The following is a 22,280-nucleotide window of genomic DNA, read 5'->3' as shown; positions in this document are numbered from 1 at the left end:
GGATCCGACTCCTGCGGTGCGCGAACTTCTGATAGCCTTAACCGTCACTCGTGGCGTGCATGCGCATGCCCTCGTGACGAGAAAACCAAAATCCAACTGCTGAGAAGCATGCTGTCGGCCGTGCGCGGTCGTTGACTCTCAGCCCGAGTCTCCATTCAACAAGGACAACCCACTACATGACTACCGCAACGACCGCCCCGGCCACCAAGCAGGTCGCCATCAACGACATCGGATCTGCTGAGGACTTCCTGGCCGCGGTCGAGAAGACCCTGAAGTTCTTCAACGACGGCGACATCATCGAAGGCACGATCGTCAAGATCGACCGCGATGAGGTCCTCCTCGATGTCGGCTACAAGACCGAGGGTGTCATCCCCTCGCGCGAGCTCTCGATCAAGCACGACGTCGACCCCAACGAGGTCGTCGCTGTCGGCGATCTGGTCGAGGCACTCGTCCTCCAGAAGGAGGACAAGGAAGGCCGCCTGATCCTCTCCAAGAAGCGTGCTCAGTACGAGCGTGCATGGGGAGACGTCGAGAAGATCAAGGAGAACGACGGCGTCGTCACCGGTACGGTCATCGAGGTCGTCAAGGGTGGACTCATCGTCGACATCGGCCTCCGTGGCTTCCTCCCGGCTTCGCTCATCGAGCTGCGTCGCGTCCGCGACCTCACGCCGTACCTCGGCCAGGAGATCGAGGCGAAGATCCTCGAGCTCGACAAGAACCGCAACAACGTCGTCCTGAGCCGCCGCGCGCTGCTCGAGCAGACGCAGTCGGAGTCGCGCACCACGTTCCTGAACAACCTGCACAAGGGTCAGGTCCGCAAGGGTGTCGTCTCGTCGATCGTCAACTTCGGTGCGTTCGTCGACCTGGGTGGCGTGGACGGCCTCGTGCACGTCTCCGAGCTGTCCTGGAAGCACATCGAGCACGCCTCCGAGGTCGTCGAGGTCGGCCAGGAGGTCACCGTCGAGATCCTCGAGGTCGACCTCGACCGCGAGCGCGTCTCCCTGTCGTTGAAGGCGACGCAGGAGGACCCGTGGCAGGTCTTCGCCCGCACCCACGCGATCGGTCAGGTCACGCCGGGTAAGGTCACGAAGCTCGTTCCGTTCGGTGCGTTCGTTCGCGTCGCAGACGGCATCGAGGGCCTCGTCCACATCTCCGAGCTCTCCAGCAAGCACGTCGAGCTGGCTGAGCAGGTCGTCTCCGTCGGCGAAGAGGTCTTCGTCAAGGTCATCGACATCGACCTCGAGCGTCGTCGCATCTCGCTGTCGCTGAAGCAGGCCAACGAGTCGGTCGACCCCAACGGCACCGAGTTCGACCCGGCTCTGTACGGCATGCTCGCCGAGTACGACGAGAACGGCGAGTACAAGTACCCGGAGGGCTTCGACGCCGAGACCGGTGCGTGGAAGGAAGGCTTCGACGCCCAGCGCGAGGCATGGGAGCAGGAGTACGCTGCAGCCCAGGCTCGCTGGGAAGCGCACAAGGCTCAGGTCGTCAAGGCGGCCGAGGCCGAGGCCGCAGCCGGAGAAGACTTCGGTGGCCAGGCCTTCGCCACCGAGGTTGCCGGCGCCGGCACCCTGGCGGACGACGAGGCTCTCGCGGCTCTGCGCGAGAAGCTCTCGGGCGGCAACGCTTAAGCACGTCTCTGAAACGGGTCGTCGCCTCGCCTTCGGGCGGGTGCGGCGGCCCGTTTCGCGTACCCGCTGTTCCCTCCACGTCTTGCGTGACGGAACATTACGGCCCCATTCGTAACATCGGAGCCCGTCGGCCAGCATGAGGGTATGACCACGCTGTTGCCCTCGCCGCGCCTCGCCGACGCATCGACCGCGGCCGGGTCGGCGCAGAGCGTGCGGCTCGACGGCGTGGAACGCTCCTTCCCGCTGCCGCACGGGCGACGCGACGTGCTCCGGGGGATCGACCTCGACATCAGCGCCGGCGAGATCCTCGCGGTGGTCGGTCCGTCCGGCTGCGGCAAGTCGACGCTCCTGCGCCTCGTCGGCGGGCTGGACACCCCGACCCGTGGCAACATCCGCCTCGATGCCGTCGGCGTCACCGATGTCGACGAGCGCACCGCCATCGCCTTCCAGGAGCCCCGGTTGCTGCCGTGGCGCACGATCGCCCAGAACGTCGAACTCGGCCTGCCCCGGGGAACGGCCCGTCGTGCCGGACGTGAGCGCGTGCGGGAGCTGCTGCACCTGGTGGGCCTCGAACAGGCCGCCGATCAGCGTCCGCGCGAAGTCTCCGGCGGAATGGCCCAGCGTGCCTCGCTCGCCCGCGCTCTCGCCCGGAACCCTGGTGTGCTGCTGCTCGACGAGCCCTTCGGCGCGCTCGACGCTCTGACGCGCCTGCGCATGCACGATCTGCTCCTCAAGATCCATGCGGCCGAGCCCACCACCGTCCTCCTCGTCACGCACGACGTCGAAGAGGCCCTCTATCTCGCCGACCGAGTGCTGTTGCTGCGAACGCTGAGCGGTGCAGACGTCGACGAGCCGTCCATCTCGCGCACGATCCTCGTGCCGGGCACCCGTCCTCGCGACCGCGCCGATCGCGGACTCGCCGACCTGCGCGCCGAGCTTCTCGAAGGCCTCGGCGTCGACACCCACCACCGCATCACCGAGGAGTCCAGATGAGCATCACCACCCGCCGAATCATCCCTGCGATCGCGGTCGCCGGGACGATGATGCTCGTCGCGACCGGCTGCGTCGCCGGCGAGAACGCCACCGCATCCGACACCGGGAGCACCTCGGGGTCCACGGAGTGGTCGTCCGACACGCTGTCCGTCGACTTCGCGACATACAACCCGCTCAGCCTCGTCGTCCGCGACCAGGGGCTTCTCGAAGACATCCTCGGGGACGACGTCGACGTCGAGTGGGTGCAGTCGGCCGGCTCGAACAAGGCCAACGAGTTGCTTCGTTCGGGGTCGGTGGATGTCGGCTCGACAGCCGGATCGGCTGCGTTGCTCGCGCGTGCCAACGGTTCTCCGATCCAGGTCATCGACATCTACTCGCAGCCGGAATGGTCGGCCATCGTCGTCGGCCCGGACAGCGACATTGCTTCGCTTGAAGACCTCAAGGGCGCCTCGATCGCGGCCACGAAGGGCACGGACCCGTACTTCTTCCTGCTGCAGGCGCTCGAAGAGGGCGGGCTGTCTCTCTCCGACGTCGAAGTGCAGAACCTGCAGCACGCCGACGGCAGGGCCGCGCTCGACGGCGGCTCGGTGGACGCATGGGCCGGACTCGACCCGATCATGGCCGCGGCCGAGGTCGAGTCGGGGGACAAGCTGATCTACCGGAACGTGGACTTCAACACCTACGGCTTCCTCAACGCCACCGAGGACTTCCTCACCAACCACCCCGACCTCGCGCAGGCCGTCGTGGACGCCTACGAGGAGGCGCGCGAGTGGGCGCTCGAGCACCCCGAGGAGACCGCGGCGCTGCTCGCCGAGGTCGCAGGTATCGATTCCGAGGTCGCGACGACGGTGATCCAGGAGCGCTCGAACCTCGACGTCAGCGGGATCCCGGGCGACGACCAGATCGCGGTGCTCGAGAAGATCGCTCCCGTGCTCGTCGAATCCGGCGACGTCCAGGGCGGCAAGGAGTCCGTCGACAAGGCACTGGCATCCATCGTGAACGACACATTCGCGAAGAAGGCGGTCGGCGGCGAGTGACGATTCCGGATCGGCTGATCGTCCCTGCGGACTCGCAGGACGCCCTCGACTTCGCCACGGGGAAGCTCGCGAGCTCGGAAAGCGCGAGTCGCCGCACGTGGGATCGTCCCGCGGTGCGGGTACTCGGCGGGCTTCTGCTGCCGGCGGTCATCCTCCTCGTGTGGCAACTCGCGACGACGTCCGGTCTCGTCGAGTCCTATCGTCTGCCGACGCCCGCCTCGGTCTATCAGGCGGGTGTCGAGCTGGCCGAGAGCGGGCAGCTCTGGACGCACATCGCGATCTCGGTGCAGCGCGTCCTCCTCGGGTTCGCGATCGGATCGGTGATCGGGCTCGCCGCGGCGGGCATCGTGGGGCTGTCCCGCTGGGGCGATGTGCTCCTCAGCCCGACACTCGCTGCGGCCCGGGCGGTGCCGTCGCTCGCCTGGGTGCCGCTTCTCATCCTGTGGATGCAGATCGGCGAGGAGTCGAAAGTCACACTGATCGCGATCGGCGCGTTCTTCCCGGTCTACACGACGGTGGCCTCGGCTCTCCGGCACGTCGACCCGCATCTGGTCGAAGCCGGACGCTCGTTCAGCCTGCGCGGATGGTCTCTGTTCCGCACGGTGCAGCTTCCCGCCGTCGTCCCCTCGGTCGTGTCCGGCCTTCGTCTCGCGCTCGCGCAGGCGTGGCTGTTCCTCGTCGCTGCGGAGCTGATCGCCTCATCCATGGGCCTCGGCTTCTTGCTGACCGACTCGCAGAGCACGGGGCGCATCGACCGCATCCTCCTCTCCATCGTGCTGCTCGCACTGCTCGGAACGCTGACCAGTGGCATCCTCGCGCTGCTGGAGAAGTACCTGCTCCGCCGATGGGTGTGAGCGTGACCGAGGCGCGACTGCAGGAGTCGCGGGTGTACGCGGCGGCGTCCGGGTTCGGCGACGCGAACGTCACCGAGGAAGCATATGCACGGGGCGCGGCGGATCCGATCGCGTTCTGGGAAGAGGCAGCGCGTCGGCTCGACTGGTCTGTCCCGTGGGAGACGGCGCACGAGTGGGATCCGCCGGTCGGGGACGCCGTCCCTGCCGCGCGCTGGTTCGTCGGCGGGCGTCTCAATGTCGCCGTCAACTGTGTCGATCGGCATGTCGACGCCGGACGGGGCGACAAGGTCGCACTGCACTTCGAAGGCGAACCCGGCGATCGCCGCGCCGTCACCTACGCCGAGCTGCAGGAGCGTGTCGCCCGCGCGGCAAACGCCTTGCTCGCACTCGGCATCCGACCGGGTGACCGCGTGGTGATCTACCTCCCCGTGCTCGTGGAGACGATCGTCATCACGCTCGCGTGCGCTCGGGTGGGTGCCGTGCACTCTCTCGTCTTCGGCGGGTTCTCTGCGGAGGCGGTGCGGTTCCGGCTCTCGGACACCGGGGCGAAGCTCCTCGTCACGAGCGACGGTCAGTACCGACGCGGCGTCGCCACGGAGGTCAAGTCCACGGCCGATGTCGCCGCCGCCGGTCTTCCCGGGCTCGAGCACGTTCTCGTGCTCCGCCGCACGGGCCAGGACGTGCCGTGGACCTCCGGTCGTGACGTGTGGTGGCACGACGTCGTCGACTCGGCCTCCCCGGTGCATGAGGCGGACTCGTTCGACGCCGAGCATCCGCTCTTCATCATCTACACCTCCGGCACCACCGGAAAGCCCAAGGGGCTCGTGCACACCTCGGGCGGATACCTCGCCCAGGCGAGTTGGGCGCATTGGGCGCATTTCGATGCCAAACCCGATGATGTGCACTGGTGCACCGCCGATCTCGCGTGGGTTACCGCGCACACCTACGAGATCTACGGCCCGCTCTCCAACGGACTCACACAGGTGATCTACGAGGGGACGCCGGACACCCCGCATCGCGAACGCCATCTCGAGATCATCGAGCGTTACGGGGTGACGGTCTACTACACGGCGCCGACGCTGATCCGTACTTTCATGACGTGGTTCGGCGCCGAGCTTCCCGCCGGTCACGACCTGTCGACTCTTCGACTCCTCGGCACGGTCGGCGAGGCGACCAACCCCGAAGCGTGGGTCTGGTTCCGTCGCAACTTCGGTCGCGACGAACTGCCGGTGATCGACACGTGGTGGCAGTCCGAGACCGGTGCCGCGATGATCGCTCCGCTCCCGGGGATCACGAGCCTCAAACCGGGGTCGGCGTCGGTGCCGCTTCCGGGGATCGATGTCGCGGTGGTCGATGCGGACGGACGCGAGGTACCGCCCGGCCGTTCCGGGACACTCGTCGTCCGACGTCCCTGGCCGGGGATGGCCCGCACCGTGTGGGGAGATCCGCAGCGCTATCGGGACGCGTACTGGTCCACGTTCGCCGGACTCGGTGAGTTCGGCGGTTTCTACGTCGCCGGCGATGGCGCGACGCGGGATGCCGACGGGTACATCTGGATCCTCGGTCGTCTCGATGACGTCGTGAACGTCTCCGGTCATCGGCTTTCCACGATCGAGATCGAATCGGCGCTCGTCGCTCACGACACGGTCGGAGAGGCCGGGGCTGCCGGAGTCTCCGACCCGGTCACGGGGCAGGCCGTGGCGGTCTTCGTGACCCCGTCCGGGCGTGCAGACGTGAGCCCGTCCGATCTGCGCACCCAGGTCGCTCAGGCGATCGGCCCCGTCGCCAAGCCGAAGCACATCGTCGTCGTCCCCGATCTGCCGAAGACGCGTTCGGGCAAGATCATGCGCCGACTCCTGGCACAGTTGTGGGAGGCCGAGCAGGACCGCCGCGCGGGGCGCGAGCCGCTTCCGCTCGGCGACACCACTTCGCTGCAGAACCCTTGGGCCGTCGACGACATCGCCGACGCGCTCACCGACGCCGAACTGAGGACAGCATGACGGAAGAACACCGTTTCGGATTCCGCACCCGAGCCCTGCATGCCGGGGGAACCCCCGACGCGTCGACCGGCGCGAGGGCGGTGCCGATCTATCAGACGACGTCCTTCGTCTTCGATGACGCCGCGGATGCGGGCAATCTCTTCGCCCTGCAGAAGTACGGCAACATCTACTCCCGCATCGGCAACCCGACCGTCGCGGCACTCGAGGAGCGTCTGGCCTCGCTCGAAGGCGGCATCGGAGCGGTGGCGACCGCGTCCGGCATGAGCGCGGAGTTCATCACCTTCGCTGCGCTCGTCGGTGCCGGCGACCACGTCGTCGCTGCAGCCCAGCTCTACGGCGGGACGGTGACGCAACTGGACGTGACCCTGCGGCGGTTCGGCGTCGAGACCACGTTCGTCGCCTCGACCGACCCCGCTGACTTCGCTGCGGCGATCCGTCCGGAGACCAAGGTCGTCTACGTCGAGATGATCGGCAATCCGTCGGGCGAGATCGCCGATATCGAGGGGCTCTCCGCCGTCGCGCACGAGGCGGGGGTGCCGCTCGTCGTGGATGCGACGCTCGCCACGCCGTACCTCGCACGCCCGCTGGAACACGGCGCAGACATCGTGATCCACTCCGTCACGAAGTTCCTCGGCGGTCACGGTACGACTCTCGGCGGTGTCGTGATCGAGAAGGGCACGTTCGACTGGGGAAACGGCAAGTTCCCGCAGATGACCGAGCCCGTCGAGTCGTACGGCGGCATCAAGTGGTGGGACAACTTCGGCGAGTACGGCTTCCTCACCAAGCTCCGCTCCGAACAGCTCCGCGACATCGGCCCGGCGCTCAGCCCGCAGGCGGCGTTCAATCTGCTGCAGGGGATCGAGACGCTGCCGCAGCGGATCGATGCGCACCTCGCGAACGCACGGGTCGTCGCGAACTGGCTCGCCACCGATCCCCGGGTCGCGTACGTCACCTGGGCAGGACTCGAGGGACACCCGCACCACGAGCGTGCGGCGAAGTACCTGCCTCTCGGACCGGGTTCCGTCTTCGCGTTCGGCGTCGCAGCGGACGACGGCCGGAGCGCGGGGGAGAGCGTGATCGAGAATCTGCAGCTCGCCTCTCATCTTGCGAACATCGGGGATGCCCGCACGCTGGTCATCCATCCCGCGTCGACCACGCACCGCCAGCTCACCGAGGAGCAGCTCGCCGGCGCCGGCGTGCGCCCCGACCTGATCCGGATCTCGGTGGGCCTGGAAGACCCCGAGGACATCATCTGGGACCTCGACCAGGCACTCACGATCGCGACGGGAGCGAACAGATGACCGCGACGCAGACCACCGGCGGCGAGGCGTGCAGCCTGCCGTCGACGACGGAGGCCGTTTCCTGCGCACTCCCCGGCACCGCGGCCGCACATCCGGAGCGGAGCTGGCGGGGACCGAATCAGCAGGCGCGCTTCTCGCTGCTCCGGCGCGCGACGTCGATCGCGATCGTCGGGGCATCGAACAACCCTGCGCGCGCCTCCTTTTTCGTGGCGACGTATCTGCTCTCCAGCACGGCGTACGACGTGTATCTCGTCAACCCGCGCGAGAAGGAGATCCTCGGGCAGCCCGTCCACGCATCGCTGAGCGATCTGCCCGTCGTCCCCGACATCATCGATGTGTTCCGCCGGCACGATGACCTCCCCGGCGTCGCGCAGGAGGCGATCGACATCGGCGCGCGGACGCTCTGGTTGCAACTGGGTTCCTGGAACGAGGAGGCGGCAGCGATCGCGGAGGGGGCGGGACTGTCGGTCGTGATGGATCGGTGCATCAAGATCGAGCACGCACGCTTCCACGGCGGGCTCCACCTCGCAGGTTTCGACACGGGCGTGATCAGCTCACGGCGGCAGCTGCTCGCACGCTGAACCGCATTCGGGCGAACCCTAGACTGGCGTCATGCCTCTCATCGCGCTCACCGGTGGTATCGCCTCCGGGAAGTCGACCATCGCCCGGCGTCTGGCGGAGCACGGCGCGATCGTCGTCGACGCCGATCAGATCGTGCGCGACGTGCAGGCTCCGGGCTCAGCGGTGCTCGATCGCATCGCGGAGACCTTCGGCCCCGAGGTCATCGGCGAGGACGGCGCGCTCGATCGCACTGCCCTCGGTTCGAGGGTCTTCGGAGAGCCCGAGCTCCTCTCTCAGCTGAACGCGATCGTGCATCCCGCCGTCCGCGAGGAGTCTCAGCGTCGATTCGACGATGCCTTCGCCGGTGATCCGCACGCCGTCGTCGTGTACGACGTGCCTCTCCTGGTCGAGGCCCGAGTGGACGATCCGTGGGATCTCATCGTGGTCGCCCACGCGCCTTCGGCCGTCCGACGCCGTCGACTCGTCGAACTGCGAGGCTTGGACGAACGTGCGGCGCAGGACCGCATCGATGCCCAGGTGTCCGATGATCGGCGACTCGCCATCGCTGACGTCGTGATCGACACGTCGGATACCCTCGAGCGGACTCATGAGCAGACGGACGCTCTCTGGGAGCGGATCAGCGCGCAGTGACCTTCTCTGGTCACGCGCGTGGTTCACGTGAGTATCGGCGTCTCATCGTCGGCCTGTTCTTCGCGGGCATCGCGACCTTCGCGCAGCTCTATTCCGCGCAGGGCGTGCTGCCGCAGATCTCATCCGACCTCTCGGTCAGCCCGGCGACGGCGGCCCTCAGCGTGTCGGCTGCCACCCTCGGCCTGGCGCTGGCCGTGGTCCCATGGTCGATGGTGGCGGACCGTATCGGTCGCGTACCTGCTATGGCCACAGGTGTGCTCACCGCGACCGCCGTCGGTCTCTCGGCGCCGCTGAGCAACGAGATCTTCGCTCTGCTCGCCCTGCGGTTCGTGGAGGGAGTGGCGTTGGGGGCGGTCCCGGCAGTCGCTCTCGCATATCTCAGTGAGGAGGTCGAGGCGGGCTATGCTGCTGCCGCGGCCGGCAGCTACATCGCGGGCACCACAGTGGGGGGATTGCTCGGCCGGATCGGCGCGGGGATCGTCGGCGAAGTGGCCGGATGGCGGGCCGGGGTCCTGGCCGTCGCCGTGATGTGCGCGGTGGCCGCGGTGCTCTTCCTCTGGCTCACTCCCCGCGCCCGAGGATTCGTCCCCGGTCGACTGCGTACGGACCGGGGCCCGGGCATCCTCGAGAAGCTCCGTGATCCGTTGCGTTCACCGCGCCAGTGGGCGCTGTACGCGCAGGGGTTCCTGTTGATGGGAGCGTTCGTCGCGGTCTACAACTACCTCGGCTTCCACCTCGCGGCAGAGCCGTTCGACCTGCCGGCGTGGCTGGTGACGATGCTCTTCCTCGCCTACCTCGCGGGCACGGTGTCCTCGCCTTGGGCCGGCGTGCTCGCTTCGCGGATCGGACGCTTCCCCGTGCTGCTCGCCTCGATCGGCGTCATGGCTGTGGGGGCCGTGCTGCTGCTGGCGCAGGTCGCGGTGTTGGTGTTGTTGGGGCTCGTGCTCTTCACGGGCGGCTTCTTCGGAGCCCATGCCATCGCCTCGGGGTGGACACCGGTCGCGGCCACCCCCGGCAGCAGGGCCCAGGCGTCGTCCCTGTACTACTTCGCCTACTACGCCGGATCCAGCCTGTTCGGATGGACGCTCGGCCTCGTGTTCGTGGGCGCGAGCTGGGGATGGTTCGTGGCGGCCGTCATCGTGATGTGCGCGGTCGCGGCTCTCGCTGCCATCTCGGCACTTCGTGGCGCTCCGGGCGTTCACCGGTCTTCCTGATCCCCGCGTCTCTCTCCGTTCGAGGTCGAGTCCGCCGCTCACGGCCTCGATGTCGGAGGGGCGGCATACGCTGGAGTCATGCAACCCACGCGCAGCGTCCGCCCCTTCGAGGTCATCAGCGAGTACGCGCCGGCCGGAGACCAGCCGCAAGCGATCGCCGAGCTCGCGGCACGTATCAATGCGGGGGAGACCGACGTCGTGCTGCTCGGAGCGACGGGTACCGGAAAGTCGGCGACCACCGCGTGGCTCGTCGAGCAGGTGCAGCGTCCGACGCTCGTGCTGGCGCACAACAAGACCCTGGCCGCGCAGCTCGCGAACGAGTTCCGTGAGCTGATGCCGAACAACGCGGTCGAGTACTTCGTGTCCTACTACGACTACTACCAGCCCGAGGCCTATGTGCCGCAGACGGACACTTTCATCGAGAAGGACTCGTCGATCAACTCCGAAGTCGAGCGGCTCCGGCACTCGACGACGAACTCGCTGCTCAGCCGACGCGACGTCATCGTGGTCTCCACGGTCTCGTGCATCTACGGTCTCGGTGCGCCCGAAGAGTATCTCCGGGCGATGGTGGCGCTGCAGGTGGGAGAGCGCTACGACCGTGATGCACTCATCCGGCAGTTCATCGCCATGCAGTACAACCGCAACGACGTCGACTTCTCCCGCGGCAACTTCCGTGTCCGCGGCGACACGATCGAGATCATCCCCGTCTACGAAGAGCACGCCATCCGGATCGAGCTGTTCGGAGACGAGATCGAAGCGCTGTACTCACTTCACCCGCTCACGGGTGAAGTCATCGAGAAGCTCGACTCCGTGCCGATCTTCCCCGCTTCGCACTATGTGGCCGGGACCGATGTGATTCAGCGTTCGATCGGCACCATCGAGGCCGAGCTGGAAGAGCGTCTGGCGGAGTTCGAACGGCAGGGCAAGCTCCTCGAGGCGCAGCGCCTGCGCATGCGGACCACCTTCGACCTCGAGATGCTTCAGCAGCTGGGGTTCTGCTCGGGGATCGAGAACTACTCGAGGCACATGGACGGTCGCGAGCCGGGGGAGCCGCCGCACACGCTGCTCGACTTCTTCCCCGACGACTTCCTCATGGTGATCGATGAGTCGCATGTGACGGTGCCGCAGATCGGGGCGATGTACGAGGGAGATGCCTCCCGCAAGCGCACCCTCGTCGACCACGGGTTCCGACTCCCGAGCGCGATGGACAACCGTCCGCTGCGCTGGGACGAGTTCAAGAACAGGATCGGTCAGACCGTGTATCTGTCGGCCACCCCCGGCAAGTACGAGATGGGAATCGCGGACGGCGTCGTCGAGCAGATCATCCGTCCGACCGGGCTGGTGGATCCCCACATCGTGGTCAAGCCCTCGAAGGGGCAGATCGACGACCTGCTCGAAGAGATCCGCCTCCGTGTCGAGCGCGACGAACGCGTGCTCGTGACCACTCTGACGAAGAAGATGGCCGAGGAGCTCACCGACTTCCTCGGCGAGCACGGTGTGCGGGTGCGCTACCTGCACTCCGACGTCGACACGTTGCGTCGTGTGGAACTGCTCAGCGAGCTGCGGTCCGGGGTCTACGACGTGCTCGTGGGCATCAACCTGCTCCGAGAGGGTCTCGACCTTCCCGAGGTCTCGCTCGTGGCGATCCTCGACGCCGACAAGGAAGGCTTCCTCCGTTCGGGAACCTCATTGATCCAGACGATCGGGCGTGCCGCTCGTAACGTTTCGGGCGAGGTGCACATGTACGCCGACAAGATGACCGACTCGATGGCGAAGGCCATCGAGGAGACCGACCGTCGTCGCGAGAAGCAGATCGCGTACAACAAGGAGAACGGGATCGACCCACAGCCGCTTCGCAAGCGCATCGCGGACATCACCGAGGTGCTGGCACGCGAAGGTGCTGACACTGCAGAGATGCTGTCGGGTCGTGGTCGCGCGTCGGGCAAGGGCAAGTCGCCGACGCCGAGCCTTCGCCGGACCGGCATCGCCGCCGAAGGGGCCCAGCAGCTCGAGGCCACGATCCAGGATCTCTCGGATCAGATGCTCGCGGCCGCATCCGAGCTGAAGTTCGAGCTCGCGGGGCGACTGCGCGACGAGGTGCAGGACCTCAAGAAGGAGCTTCGCGCGATGGAGCGCGCGGGACACGCGTAAGCGAGGCGGGGATCGATGGATGCAGCAGGAGACGAACTCGCCGACCGGATCAGAGCACTGTTGAGCGCCGACGTCGAGATCGAGGAGCGGCGCATGTTCGGCACGCGGGCCTTCCTCGACGACGGCCACATTCTCTTGGGAGCGCGACCGGGCGGCGTCCTCCTGGTGCGGGTCGATGACGAGAGCGGGGCGACGCTGCTCACCCGACCGGGAGTCGCGCGCGCGGTGATGGGATCACGCACGATGAGCTCAGGCTGGCTCGACGTCGTGCCCGGTGTGATCGAAGACGACGACGAGCTGATGTTCTGGCTCGACGTCGCGCGGGAGTCGACAGGGTCAGCCGTGGCGGCGCCGGAGACGGACTGACATCAGGGGCAGTGCACGAGCGGTTTCGGCCCGGAACGGTCGATCGTGTGCAGCGTCATGGGTGCCCCGCAGAGCGGACATGCCCGTTCGGCTCGTTCCGCAGGGCTCGGCGGAGGAGTCTTCTCGTATGGACCGACCGAGGCGGGGCCCGCGAACCGGATCAGGTTCGTGTTTACCCAGGAGTAGACGCCCCCTGCCTCGCGGATGCGCGTACGGAGAGGTGGGCGGTCGGAATCCTTTGCCATGTTGGTTAGTGTACTAATGATTAGCGCGGATGTATAGTTTCCCTTGTGACGGCGACCGATGACCTGCTCAAGTTGGAGAACCAGCTGTGCTTCGCGCTGGTGACCGCGGCGCGCAATGTCGTCGCCCTCTACCGACCGATCCTGGAGCCGTTGGGTCTCACGCATCCGCAGTACCTCGTGATGCTCGCGCTCTGGGAGAGGGCCCCGCGCACGTTGAATGAGCTCGCGGTCGACCTCGCCCTCGAACCGGCCACGGCATCGCCTCTGGTCAAGCGGCTCGAAGCTGAGGGGCTTGTGGCCAGACAGCGCAGCACTGAGGACGAAAGGCGCCTCGAGATCACGCTGACGACGGCGGGGGCGGCCCTGCGCGAGAAAGCCGTCGACGTCCCTCGTCGAGTCATGGCGGCGGTGGGCATGGACGTCGACGAGATCGCGGCACTCAGGGACGGCCTCAGCCCGTTCGCAGGGCGGCGTCCCGAGCTCGGCTGACTCGTCAGCGCTTTCGCCTCGACCCGCGTCGGAGGCGGAAGAGATCGCGAGAGGCTCCAGCGGAGCCGATGTCGGTGGCCCCTCGTAGACTTGTCGGGTGCCCATCGTCCCCGTTGCTTCCTCAGGAAAACTCAGTGTCCGCGGTGCCCGCGTCCACAATCTCAAGAACGTCGACATCGACATCCCACGCGACTCCCTGGTCGTGTTCACCGGCCTGTCCGGGTCGGGGAAGTCCAGTCTCGCGTTCGACACGATCTTCGCCGAGGGGCAGCGTCGCTATGTCGAATCGCTGAGCGCCTATGCGCGCCAGTTCCTCGGTCAGGTCGACCGTCCAGACGTCGACTTCATCGAGGGGCTGAGCCCGGCGGTCTCGATCGACCAGAAGTCCACCAACCGCAACCCGCGGTCGACCGTCGGCACCATCACCGAGATCTACGACTACATGCGTCTCCTCTGGGCGCGCATCGGCGTCCCGCACTGTCCCGAGTGCGGTGAGCGGATCCAGCGTCAGACGGTGCAGCAGATCGCCGATCAGCTCATGGAGCTGCCCGAGCGCACCCGGTACCAGGTCGTCGCCCCGATCGTCTCGCAGAAGAAGGGCGAGTTCGTCGACCTGTTCCGCGAACTCGGTGCCAAGGGGTACTCCCGGGCGATCGTCGACGGGGAACTGATCCAGCTCGCTGAGCCGCCGACGCTCAAGAAGAGCTACAAGCACGACATCGCCGTGGTGGTCGACCGCCTCGTCGCTTCCGATGACATCCTCGGTCGCGTCACCGACTCCGTCGAGACCGCACTCGGGCTCGCCGGGGGAGTGGTGCAGATCAACTACGTCGACGGCGAGGGCGACGACGCGTGGCAGACGTTCTCCGAGAAGCTGGCATGTCCGAATGGGCACGCGCTCACTCTCACCGAGATCGAGCCCCGCACGTTCTCTTTCAACGCGCCGTTCGGTGCCTGCCCCGCGTGCTCCGGCCTCGGCACCCGGATGTCCGTCGACGTCGACCTGATGCTCGGCGACGAAGACCTCTCGATCCGTGAGGGCGTCATCATCCCGTGGACCACCCAGGGCAAGGGTCTGTTCCAGTACTACGAGCGCCTTCTCGAAGGGCTCTCGCGTGACCTCGACTTCTCGTTGGACACGCCCTGGCGCGAGCTCCACTCCGATGTGCAGGACGCCGTGCTGCGGGGGGAGAACTACAAGGTCACCGTCAAGTGGAAGAACCGTTACGGGCGTGAGATGCGCTACGCCTCCGGTTTCGAGGGCGTGGTGCCCTACATCGAGAGGCAGTACCTGCAGGCGGAGTCAGATAACCAGCGCAACCGGTGGGGCGAATACCTCCGCGAGGTGCCGTGCCCGGTCTGCGACGGCGACCGGCTCAAGCCCGAGGTGCTCGCCGTCCAGGTCCACGGCCACTCGATCGCAGAGGTCTCGCACCTGAGCCTCGCCGACGCCCGCGCGTTCATGGAGACGCTGACCCTCACCGACCGCGAGGCGAAGATCGCTGCGCAGGTTCTGCGTGAGATCCGGCTTCGTCTCGACTTCCTGCTGCAGGTCGGGCTCTCGTACCTCAATCTCAGCCGCTCGGCGGGGTCGCTCTCGGGTGGTGAGGCGCAGCGCATCCGGTTGGCCACGCAGATCGGTTCCGGCCTCACCGGCGTGCTTTACGTGCTCGACGAGCCCTCCATCGGACTCCACCAGCGTGACAACCGTCGCCTGATCGAGACCCTGCTCACGCTGCGCGATCTCGGCAACACGCTCATCGTTGTGGAACACGACGAGGAGACGATCGAAGCGGCAGACTGGGTCGTCGACATCGGACCCGGTGCCGGCGTCAACGGCGGCGAAGTCGTGCATTCGGGCCCCTACTCGGCTCTGCTCAACGACAGCGCGTCAATGACGGGGGAGTATCTCTCCGGCCGCCGCGAGATCCCGATGCCGACGAAGCGTCGCAAGATCGACAAGAAGCGGATGCTGAGTGTCGTCGGTGCGCGGGCGAACAACCTCCGCAACGTCACGGCCGACTTCCCGTTGGGCGTGCTGACCGCGGTCACCGGCGTGAGCGGTTCCGGAAAGTCGTCGCTCGTCAACGACATCCTCTACCAGGTGCTCGCTTCTCGGTTGAACGGTGCCCGCACGGTTCCGGGAAAGCACACGCGCGTGACGGGACTCGACAACCTCGACAAGGTCGTGCACGTGGACCAGGCGCCGATCGGCCGCACCCCGCGATCGAACCCGGCGACGTACACCGGCGTCTTCGACCGCATCCGCACCCTGTTCAGTGAGACGCCCGAGGCGAAGGTCCGCGGGTATCTCCCCGGCCGCTTCAGCTTCAACGTCAAGGGTGGCCGCTGTGAGGCCTGTTCCGGCGACGGCACCATCAAGATCGAGATGAACTTCCTGCCCGACGTGTACGTCGACTGCGAGGTCTGCCACGGCAAGCGCTACAACCGCGACACCTTGGCGGTGCACTACAAGGGCAAGAACATCGCCGAGGTCCTCGAGATGCCGATCGAGGAGGCGGCGGAGTTCTTCGAGCCGATCCAGGCCATCCACCGCTACATGAAGACCCTCGTCGACGTCGGGCTCGGCTACGTGCGTTTGGGGCAGTCGGCGACGACGCTCTCGGGCGGGGAAGCGCAGCGTGTCAAACTCGCCACCGAGCTGCAGCGCCGGAGCAACGGACGCAGCATCTACGTGCTCGACGAACCGACCACGGGCCTGCACTTCGAAGACGTTCGCAAGCTCCTCGAGGTCCTCAACGGTCTGGTCGACAAGGGCAACACCGTGATCGTCATCGAGCACAACCTCGATGTCATCAAGTCCGCCGACTGGGTGATCGACCTCGGCCCCGAGGGCGGTTCCGGCGGCGGTCAGATCGTGGCCACGGGCACCCCGGAGCAGATCGCGCGTGTCGAGGAGAGCCACACCGGCCTGTTCCTCGGCGAGATCCTGGGTGAGGGGCGCGCTGCGCGGAAGGCCAGCTGATGGCCGACGTGCTGCCGTACAAGCCGCGCCCGGGGGAGATCCCGACCGACCCCGGTGTGTATCGCTTCCGGGATGCCGCCGGGCGCGTGCTCTACGTCGGCAAGGCGAAGAACCTGCGTCAACGGCTCTCGAACTACTTCGCGCCCCTGCGGACGCTGCATGAGCGCACTCGACGGATGGTCACCACGGCGGCCTCCGTCGAGTGGACCGTCGTCTCCACGGATGTCGACTCCCTGCAGCTCGAGTACATGTGGATCAAGGAGTTCGATCCACCCTTCAACGTGCGCTACAAGGACGACAAGTCCTATCCCTTCATGGCGGTGACGCTCGCGGACGAGGCACCTCGCGTGATCGTCACCCGAAACAGGAAGATTCCTGGAGCGCGGTATTTCGGTCCGTTCCCGAAGGTCTGGGCGGTGCACGAGACGATCGATCTGATGATCAAGGCGTTTCCGATCCGCACCTGCAGCGACTCCAGCTACCGGCGCGCCATGCAGACGGGCAGACCCTGCTTCCCCGGACAGATCGGCAAGTGCGGTGGCCCGTGCTCGATGACGGTGAGCATCGAGGAGCATCGCGCGATGGTCGACGACTTCGTCGCGTTCATGGCCGGCGGTGACGAGCGCTTCACCCGGGAACTCACGAAGCGGATGCTGGCTGCGTCCGCGGCGATGGACTACGAGGCCGCGGCGAAGTACCGCGACAAGCTCTCCGCGATCGAGGCTGTGCTGGGGAAGAGTGCGCTCGTGCTGCCCGCGGACGAGGACGCGGATCTGTTCGGCATCGCGGAGGACGAGCTCTCCGCCGCGGTGCAGCACTTCGTGATCCGCGGCGGCCGAGTGCGAGGTGTGCGCGCGCTGACCATCGAGAAGGAGATCGACATCTCCAGTGGCGAGCTCGTCGAGCAGGTGCTGCAGCAGGCATACGGTGAAGCGCAGGACGTCCCTCGTCGCATCCTGGTTCCGACACTGCCCGACGACGCCGCGGAACTCGAGACGTGGTTGCGCGAGCGACGCGGCAAGAGAGTCGAGATCGCCGTCGCCCAGCGCGGCCAGCGCGCCGACCTGATGCGCACGGCGACATTGAACGCGCAACAGGCGCTGATCCGGCACAAGACTCGACGCACGACAGACTATGTCGCCCGCACCCAGGCCCTCACCGACCTGCAGGAAGCGCTCGGCATGGACGAAGCCCCGCTGCGGATCGAGTGCTTCGACATCTCGCACCTCGGAGGGACGAATGTCGTCGCGTCGATGGTCGTCTTCGAAGACGGGCTGCCTCGCAAGGACCAGTACCGGTCGTTCAACATCGCCGAGACCACGGACGACACCGATTCGATGTACCAGGTGCTCCGTCGGCGGTTGGCCTATCTCGACCGTCCCGAAGAGGAGTCCGAGGTGGTCGACCCGACGACCGAAGAGGTCGTGTCCGAGGACGTCGGCGCAGCGACGGTGCGTCGCAAGCCCCGCTTCGCCTACCCACCCCAGCTTCTGCTGGTCGATGGCGGGCAGCCCCAGGTGGAGGCCGCAGCACGAGCACTCCGCGACGCGGGGCACACGGAGATCGCGGTCTGTGGAATCGCGAAGCGCCTCGAAGAGGTCTGGCTGCCCGGAGATGATTTCCCCGTCATCCTGCCTCGCACGAGCGAGGCCCTCTATCTGTTGCAACGACTGCGTGACGAGGCACACCGATTCGCGATCACGCATCAGCGCAAGAAACGGCGCAACGACATCAGTTCGGTGCTCGCAGAAGTGCCGGGACTCGGCAGTTCACGGATCAAAGTGCTGCTCAAGCATTTCGGCTCGGTGACCGCGCTCCGTGCGGCCGCACCAGCGGAGATCGAAGAAGTCCAGGGAATCGGCCCCGTGCTCGCCCAGAACATCCACACGCACCTGTCCACTCGCTAGGCTGGAGTCCGAGGGGGAGAGGGAGCACTGAGTAATGGCTGACGAGGAAAAGGGCGAGTTCCTCATCGTCACAGGGATGTCTGGCGCGGGTCGGACCACCGTGGCGAACGCTTTGGAAGATCTCGGCTGGTACGTGGTCGACAACCTCCCGCCGCAGATCCTGCGCCCTCTGCTCGACCTGACCGACATGGGCGGCACCGCTTTGCCGAAGGTCGCTGCCGTCGTCGATGTGCGAGGCCGCAATCTCTTCGACGACTTCCCCGGCGTGGCGCGTGCCCTGCGCTCGCGCGGCTCCGTGCGGGTCCTGTTCCTCGACGCCTCCGACGATGTGCTGGTGAGACGGTTCGAGTCCGTCCGACGCCCGCACCCGCTGCAGGGCGAAGGTACCCTGCTCGATGGCATCCGTGTCGAACGGACCCGGCTGGCCCCGATCCGCGAGGGCGCCGACATGGTGATCGACACGTCCACGCTGAACATCCATCAGCTGGCGACCCAGGTCTCGGACATCTTCTCGGAAGAGGGGGAAGCCCGTCACCGCGTCACCCTGCTGAGCTTCGGTTTCAAGTACGGGCTGCCGACCGACGTCGATATCGTCGCCGACATGCGGTTCCTGCCGAATCCGTTCTGGAATGAGGAGCTGCGCGGTCTCACCGGCCAGGACGAACGGGTCAGGGAGTACGTCCTCTCCCGCGAGGGTGCGACGGAGTTCCTGGATGCCTACTCGTCGGCGCTGGTGCCGGTGCTGGAGGGATACCAGCGCGAGAACAAGAGTCACTCGACGATCGCCATCGGCTGCACCGGGGGGAAGCACCGCTCGGTCGCGATGTCGGAAGAGCTTGCGCGCAGGCTCGCCGCCGTCCCGGGTGTCGCCGTGAGCGTCCGTCACCGGGACCTCGGCCGAGAGTAGCGAGCCTCCCGGCCGAGTAAGCTGGACGTTTGCGTCGCGATCCGACGCGTGAACGTGAAGGAGTGTCGTGGCACTAACCACCGACGTCAAGGCCGAGCTGGTCAGCATCCGCAACGCACCCCCGACGGTGCGGGTTGCGGAAGTCACCGCGATCCTCCGGTTCGCCGGTGGTCTGCATTCGATCGCCGGTCGCGTGGCCGTGGAAGCCGAGGTGGACGCTGAGACGCTCGCACGTCGCGTCGCACGAGACCTCGCCGAGATCTACGGAGTGCGCCCCGAGATCGCGCAAGTGCAGTCGAGCACCGCGAACGACGGAGCGCGGTGGGCCGTCCGTGTGATCGCCCAGGGCGAGACCCTCGCGCGCCAGACCGGTCTCCTCGACCAGCGCCGTCGCCCCGTGCGCGGGCTTCCGAACCGCCTCACCACCGGCTCTCGTGCCGAGGTCGCCGGTCTCTGGCGCGGCGCGTTCCTGGCGGCGGGGTCCCTGAGCGAGCCCGGTCGATCCGCGATGCTCGAGGTCGTCTGCCCCTCGTCGGAAGCGGCGATGGCACTCGTCGGCGCTGCCCACCGTCTCGGTGTCGCCGCCAAGGCGCGCGAAGTGCGGGGCATGCCTCGGGTCGTGGTGCGTGAGGGCGAGGCGATTCGCACGATCCTCAACGAGATGGGCGCGCAGAAGACCGCCATCGCGTGGGAAGAGCTCCGTCAGCGACGCGAGGTCCGCGCCGGTGTCAACCGCCTGGTGAACTTCGACGACGCCAACCTGCGCCGGTCGGCTCAGGCTGCCGTGGCCGCGTGCGCGCGTGTCGAGCGGGCGTTGGAGATCCTGGCCGACGAGGTGCCCGATCACCTGAAGGTCGCCGGTGAGCTTCGTCTCGCGCACCGCGACGCCAGCCTCGACGAGCTCGGTCACCACGCCGATCCACCCCTGACGAAGGATGCCGTCGCCGGCCGCATCCGTCGTCTGCTCGCGATGGCAGACAAGCGCGCGCAGCAGGAGGGCATCCCCGGGACGGAAGCCGCCGTCCCCGTCGGACTCGACGTCTGATCCCTGTCCTTCGACGAAGACCCGCCGCCCATGATGAGGGCGCGGGTCTTCGTCATGTGGCGGAAGGTTCGAGGGCGCATCCGCGTTGTCGTCAGTAGGATGAATCATGTCCGCTCTACGCCGCACATCGGCGGCGCGGAGGATCGGCAAGCGCCGCGGCGCGGCGCGGATTGGATGAAAGCGATATGGCGACTTACACGCTCCCCGACCTTCCCTACGACTTCGCAGCGCTCGAGCCGCACATCAGCGGCAAGATCATGGAGCTGCACCACGACAAGCACCACGCGGCCTACGTCGCCGGCGCGAACACTGCTCTCGACCAGCTCGCCGAGGCCCGTGAGAGCGGCAACCTCGCGAACGTCAACAAGCTCGAGAAGGACCTCGCGTTCAACCTCGGTGGTCACGTGAACCACTCGATCTTCTGGACGAACCTGTCGCCGAACGGCGGGGGACAGCCCGAGGGTGAGCTGAAGGCCGCCATCGACGAGTACTTCGGCTCGTTCGAGAAGTTCCAGGCGCACTTCACGGCTGCCGCCACCGGCATCCAGGGCTCCGGATGGGCCGTGCTCAGCTGGGATTCGATCGGCTCGCGTCTGATCATCCAGCAGCTGTTCGACCAGCAGTCGAACACCGCGCAGGGCACGATTCCGCTGTTCCAGCTCGACATGTGGGAGCACGCGTTCTACCTCGACTACCTCAACGTCAAGGCGGACTACGTCAAGGCGGCGTGGAACATCGCGAACTGGGAGAACGTCGCCCAGCGTCTCGAGGTCGCCCGTAAGCAGACGAACGGCCTGCTGGTACTGTCGTAATCGGGTTGCGTCCCGGCGGGCCTCGGCTCGTCGGGACGCTCTCTCAGCCAAAAAACCCCCGCGCATCACGCATGCTGGAAAGTGGCGTGCTGCGCACGAGAAACAGGGAGACCTGAGTGTCTGTCAAGATCGGTATCAACGGCTTCGGCCGCATCGGACGCAACTACTTCCGCGCGGCTCTCGCGCAGGGAGCAGACCTTGAGATCGTCGCCGTCAACGACCTCACCGACAACAAGACCCTGGCGCACCTGCTGAAGTACGACTCGGTCGGCGGCGTCCTCGACGCCGAGATCAGCTACGACGACGACAGCATCACCGTCAACGGCAAGACCATCAAGGCCTTCGCCGAGCGCGACCCCGCCGGTCTTCCGTGGGGTGAGCTGGGCGTCGACATCGTCATCGAGTCGACCGGCTTCTTCACCAAGGCCGAACTCGCCAAGAAGCACATCGAGGCCGGCGCGAAGAAGGTCCTCATCTCGGCTCCGGGTACCGGTGTCGACGGCACGTTCGTGATGGGCGTGAACGAGGACACGTACAACCCGGAGACGGACCACATCATCTCCAACGCGTCGTGCACCACGAACTGCCTCGCGCCGCTGGCACAGGTCTTCAACGACGCGTTCGGCATCGACCGCGGCTTCATGATGACCGCGCACGCGTACACCGCAGACCAGAACCTGCAGGACGGCCCGCACAGCGACCTCCGTCGTGCACGCGCCGCCGCGATCAACATCACGCCCGCGTCGACCGGCGCTGCCAAGGCGATCGGCGAGGTGCTCCCGGAACTCCAGGGCAAGCTCAGCGGCTCGTCCTACCGCGTCCCGGTTCCCACCGGCTCGATCGTCGACCTCACCCTCATCACCGACCGCGAGAACCTGACGGTCGACGAGGTCAACGAGGCCTACAAGAAGGCTGCGGCCGAGGGTCGCCTCGCGGGCTTCCTCCAGTACAACGAGGACCCGATCGTCTCGAGCGACATCGTGCACAACCCGCACTCGTCGATCTTCGACTCCACCCTCACCAACGTCAGCGGAAACCTGATCAAGGTGTCCAGCTGGTACGACAACGAGTGGGGTTACTCCAACCGTCTGGTCGACCTGACCGAGTACGTGGCCGAGCGCCTCTAAACT

The 22,280-nt window shown here is 66.8% G+C and carries 19 protein-coding genes; 18 read left to right on the top strand and 1 reads right to left on the bottom strand.

Going from position 1 to position 22,280, the window contains the following annotated elements:
- The first annotated feature begins 176 nt into the window (after positions 1-176).
- The 11 genes from rpsA (at position 177) to LRQ07_RS10335 (ending at position 12,759) form a co-directional block, all read left to right on the top strand.
- Complete coding sequence (gene rpsA, locus LRQ07_RS10385; RefSeq protein ID WP_047524042.1) at positions 177-1,631, top strand: 30S ribosomal protein S1; 1,455 nt, start codon at positions 177-179, stop codon at positions 1,629-1,631.
- A 144-nt stretch (positions 1,632-1,775) separates the two neighbouring features.
- The gene (locus LRQ07_RS10380) at positions 1,776-2,624 is read left to right on the top strand and encodes an ABC transporter ATP-binding protein (protein ID WP_256534525.1); all 849 of its coding nucleotides are present in this window, start codon (positions 1,776-1,778) and stop codon (positions 2,622-2,624) included.
- Entirely contained in the window at positions 2,621-3,661 is a 1,041-nt protein-coding gene (locus tag LRQ07_RS10375; protein ID WP_248540629.1) for an aliphatic sulfonate ABC transporter substrate-binding protein, read from the top strand. The genes LRQ07_RS10380 and LRQ07_RS10375 overlap by 4 nt, the downstream gene beginning before the upstream one ends.
- Before the next feature lie 2 nt (positions 3,662-3,663).
- The gene (locus LRQ07_RS10370; RefSeq protein WP_372491392.1) at positions 3,664-4,515 is read left to right on the top strand and encodes an ABC transporter permease; all 852 of its coding nucleotides are present in this window, start codon (positions 3,664-3,666) and stop codon (positions 4,513-4,515) included.
- Positions 4,506-6,515, top strand: a complete 2,010-nt coding sequence (gene acs / locus LRQ07_RS10365) for an acetate--CoA ligase (protein WP_256534524.1) — start codon at positions 4,506-4,508, stop codon at positions 6,513-6,515. The genes LRQ07_RS10370 and acs overlap by 10 nt, the downstream gene beginning before the upstream one ends.
- Positions 6,512-7,816, top strand: coding sequence for an O-acetylhomoserine aminocarboxypropyltransferase/cysteine synthase family protein (locus tag LRQ07_RS10360; RefSeq protein ID WP_232761656.1), 1,305 nt, complete (start codon positions 6,512-6,514; stop codon positions 7,814-7,816). The genes acs and LRQ07_RS10360 overlap by 4 nt, the downstream gene beginning before the upstream one ends.
- Complete coding sequence (locus tag LRQ07_RS10355) at positions 7,813-8,397, top strand: CoA-binding protein (RefSeq protein WP_256534523.1); 585 nt, start codon at positions 7,813-7,815, stop codon at positions 8,395-8,397. The genes LRQ07_RS10360 and LRQ07_RS10355 overlap by 4 nt, the downstream gene beginning before the upstream one ends.
- A gap of 31 nt (positions 8,398-8,428) precedes the next feature.
- Positions 8,429-9,028 (top strand): dephospho-CoA kinase, encoded by a 600-nt coding sequence (gene coaE / locus LRQ07_RS10350; protein WP_256534522.1) that lies wholly within the window; start codon positions 8,429-8,431, stop codon positions 9,026-9,028.
- Positions 9,025-10,242 (top strand): MFS transporter, encoded by a 1,218-nt coding sequence (locus LRQ07_RS10345; RefSeq protein WP_256534521.1) that lies wholly within the window; start codon positions 9,025-9,027, stop codon positions 10,240-10,242. Before coaE ends, LRQ07_RS10345 begins: the two co-directional genes overlap by 4 nt.
- Before the next feature lie 78 nt (positions 10,243-10,320).
- On the top strand, positions 10,321-12,393 hold the full coding sequence (gene uvrB, locus LRQ07_RS10340) for an excinuclease ABC subunit UvrB (protein WP_153244353.1): 2,073 nt from the start codon (positions 10,321-10,323) through the stop codon (positions 12,391-12,393).
- Between the two features lie 15 nt (positions 12,394-12,408).
- Positions 12,409-12,759, top strand: a complete 351-nt coding sequence (locus tag LRQ07_RS10335) for a TfoX/Sxy family protein (protein ID WP_256534520.1) — start codon at positions 12,409-12,411, stop codon at positions 12,757-12,759.
- A 2-nt stretch (positions 12,760-12,761) separates the two neighbouring features.
- Here the strand turns inward: LRQ07_RS10335 and LRQ07_RS10330 are convergent, their stop codons facing one another.
- Entirely contained in the window at positions 12,762-13,004 is a 243-nt protein-coding gene (locus tag LRQ07_RS10330; RefSeq protein ID WP_081997077.1) for a hypothetical protein, read from the bottom strand.
- A 45-nt stretch (positions 13,005-13,049) separates the two neighbouring features.
- On the opposite strand from LRQ07_RS10330, the gene LRQ07_RS10325 reads away from it, so the two are divergent.
- From LRQ07_RS10325 to gap, 7 genes are all read left to right on the top strand, one after another.
- Positions 13,050-13,493 carry a MarR family winged helix-turn-helix transcriptional regulator gene (locus tag LRQ07_RS10325; RefSeq protein ID WP_256534519.1) on the top strand — a complete coding sequence of 148 codons (444 nt, stop codon included), beginning with the start codon at positions 13,050-13,052 and terminating at the stop codon, positions 13,491-13,493.
- 97 nt (positions 13,494-13,590) lie between these two features.
- Positions 13,591-16,479 carry an excinuclease ABC subunit UvrA gene (gene uvrA, locus LRQ07_RS10320; protein ID WP_047524031.1) on the top strand — a complete coding sequence of 963 codons (2,889 nt, stop codon included), beginning with the start codon at positions 13,591-13,593 and terminating at the stop codon, positions 16,477-16,479.
- On the top strand, positions 16,479-18,386 hold the full coding sequence (uvrC, locus tag LRQ07_RS10315) for an excinuclease ABC subunit UvrC (RefSeq protein ID WP_232761662.1): 1,908 nt from the start codon (positions 16,479-16,481) through the stop codon (positions 18,384-18,386). Before uvrA ends, uvrC begins: the two co-directional genes overlap by 1 nt.
- Before the next feature lie 34 nt (positions 18,387-18,420).
- The gene (gene rapZ / locus LRQ07_RS10310) at positions 18,421-19,293 is read left to right on the top strand and encodes an RNase adapter RapZ (protein ID WP_047524029.1); all 873 of its coding nucleotides are present in this window, start codon (positions 18,421-18,423) and stop codon (positions 19,291-19,293) included.
- Between the two features lie 67 nt (positions 19,294-19,360).
- Entirely contained in the window at positions 19,361-20,338 is a 978-nt protein-coding gene (gene whiA / locus LRQ07_RS10305; protein WP_017830285.1) for a DNA-binding protein WhiA, read from the top strand.
- Positions 20,339-20,523: 185 nt separating this feature from the next.
- Positions 20,524-21,150 (top strand): superoxide dismutase, encoded by a 627-nt coding sequence (locus LRQ07_RS10300; RefSeq protein WP_017830287.1) that lies wholly within the window; start codon positions 20,524-20,526, stop codon positions 21,148-21,150.
- A gap of 116 nt (positions 21,151-21,266) precedes the next feature.
- On the top strand, positions 21,267-22,277 hold the full coding sequence (gap, locus tag LRQ07_RS10295) for a type I glyceraldehyde-3-phosphate dehydrogenase (RefSeq protein ID WP_047524027.1): 1,011 nt from the start codon (positions 21,267-21,269) through the stop codon (positions 22,275-22,277).
- The last annotated feature ends 3 nt before the right edge of the window (positions 22,278-22,280 follow it).

Source organism: Microbacterium sp. J1-1 (assembly GCF_024498615.1).
GTDB lineage: Bacteria > Actinomycetota > Actinomycetes > Actinomycetales > Microbacteriaceae > Microbacterium > Microbacterium aurugineum.
The sequence above is the reverse complement of the archived record's forward strand: the minus strand, read 5'-3'. Positions and strand labels throughout refer to the sequence as shown.

Bases quoted from the DNA above. Each gene is read 5' to 3' on its own strand.
- rpsA (WP_047524042.1), top strand. From the start codon at position 177: ATGACTACCGCAACGACCGCCCCGGCCACCAAGCAGGTCGCCATCAAC.
- LRQ07_RS10380 (WP_256534525.1), top strand. From the start codon at position 1,776: ATGACCACGCTGTTGCCCTCGCCGCGCCTCGCCGACGCATCGACCGCG.
- LRQ07_RS10375 (WP_248540629.1), top strand. From the start codon at position 2,621: ATGAGCATCACCACCCGCCGAATCATCCCTGCGATCGCGGTCGCCGGG.
- acs (WP_256534524.1), top strand. From the start codon at position 4,506: ATGGGTGTGAGCGTGACCGAGGCGCGACTGCAGGAGTCGCGGGTGTAC.
- LRQ07_RS10360 (WP_232761656.1), top strand. From the start codon at position 6,512: ATGACGGAAGAACACCGTTTCGGATTCCGCACCCGAGCCCTGCATGCC.
- LRQ07_RS10355 (WP_256534523.1), top strand. From the start codon at position 7,813: ATGACCGCGACGCAGACCACCGGCGGCGAGGCGTGCAGCCTGCCGTCG.
- coaE (WP_256534522.1), top strand. From the start codon at position 8,429: ATGCCTCTCATCGCGCTCACCGGTGGTATCGCCTCCGGGAAGTCGACC.
- uvrB (WP_153244353.1), top strand. From the start codon at position 10,321: ATGCAACCCACGCGCAGCGTCCGCCCCTTCGAGGTCATCAGCGAGTAC.
- LRQ07_RS10335 (WP_256534520.1), top strand. From the start codon at position 12,409: ATGGATGCAGCAGGAGACGAACTCGCCGACCGGATCAGAGCACTGTTG.
- LRQ07_RS10330 (WP_081997077.1), bottom strand. From the start codon at position 13,004: ATGGCAAAGGATTCCGACCGCCCACCTCTCCGTACGCGCATCCGCGAG.
- uvrC (WP_232761662.1), top strand. From the start codon at position 16,479: ATGGCCGACGTGCTGCCGTACAAGCCGCGCCCGGGGGAGATCCCGACC.
- rapZ (WP_047524029.1), top strand. From the start codon at position 18,421: ATGGCTGACGAGGAAAAGGGCGAGTTCCTCATCGTCACAGGGATGTCT.
- LRQ07_RS10300 (WP_017830287.1), top strand. From the start codon at position 20,524: ATGGCGACTTACACGCTCCCCGACCTTCCCTACGACTTCGCAGCGCTC.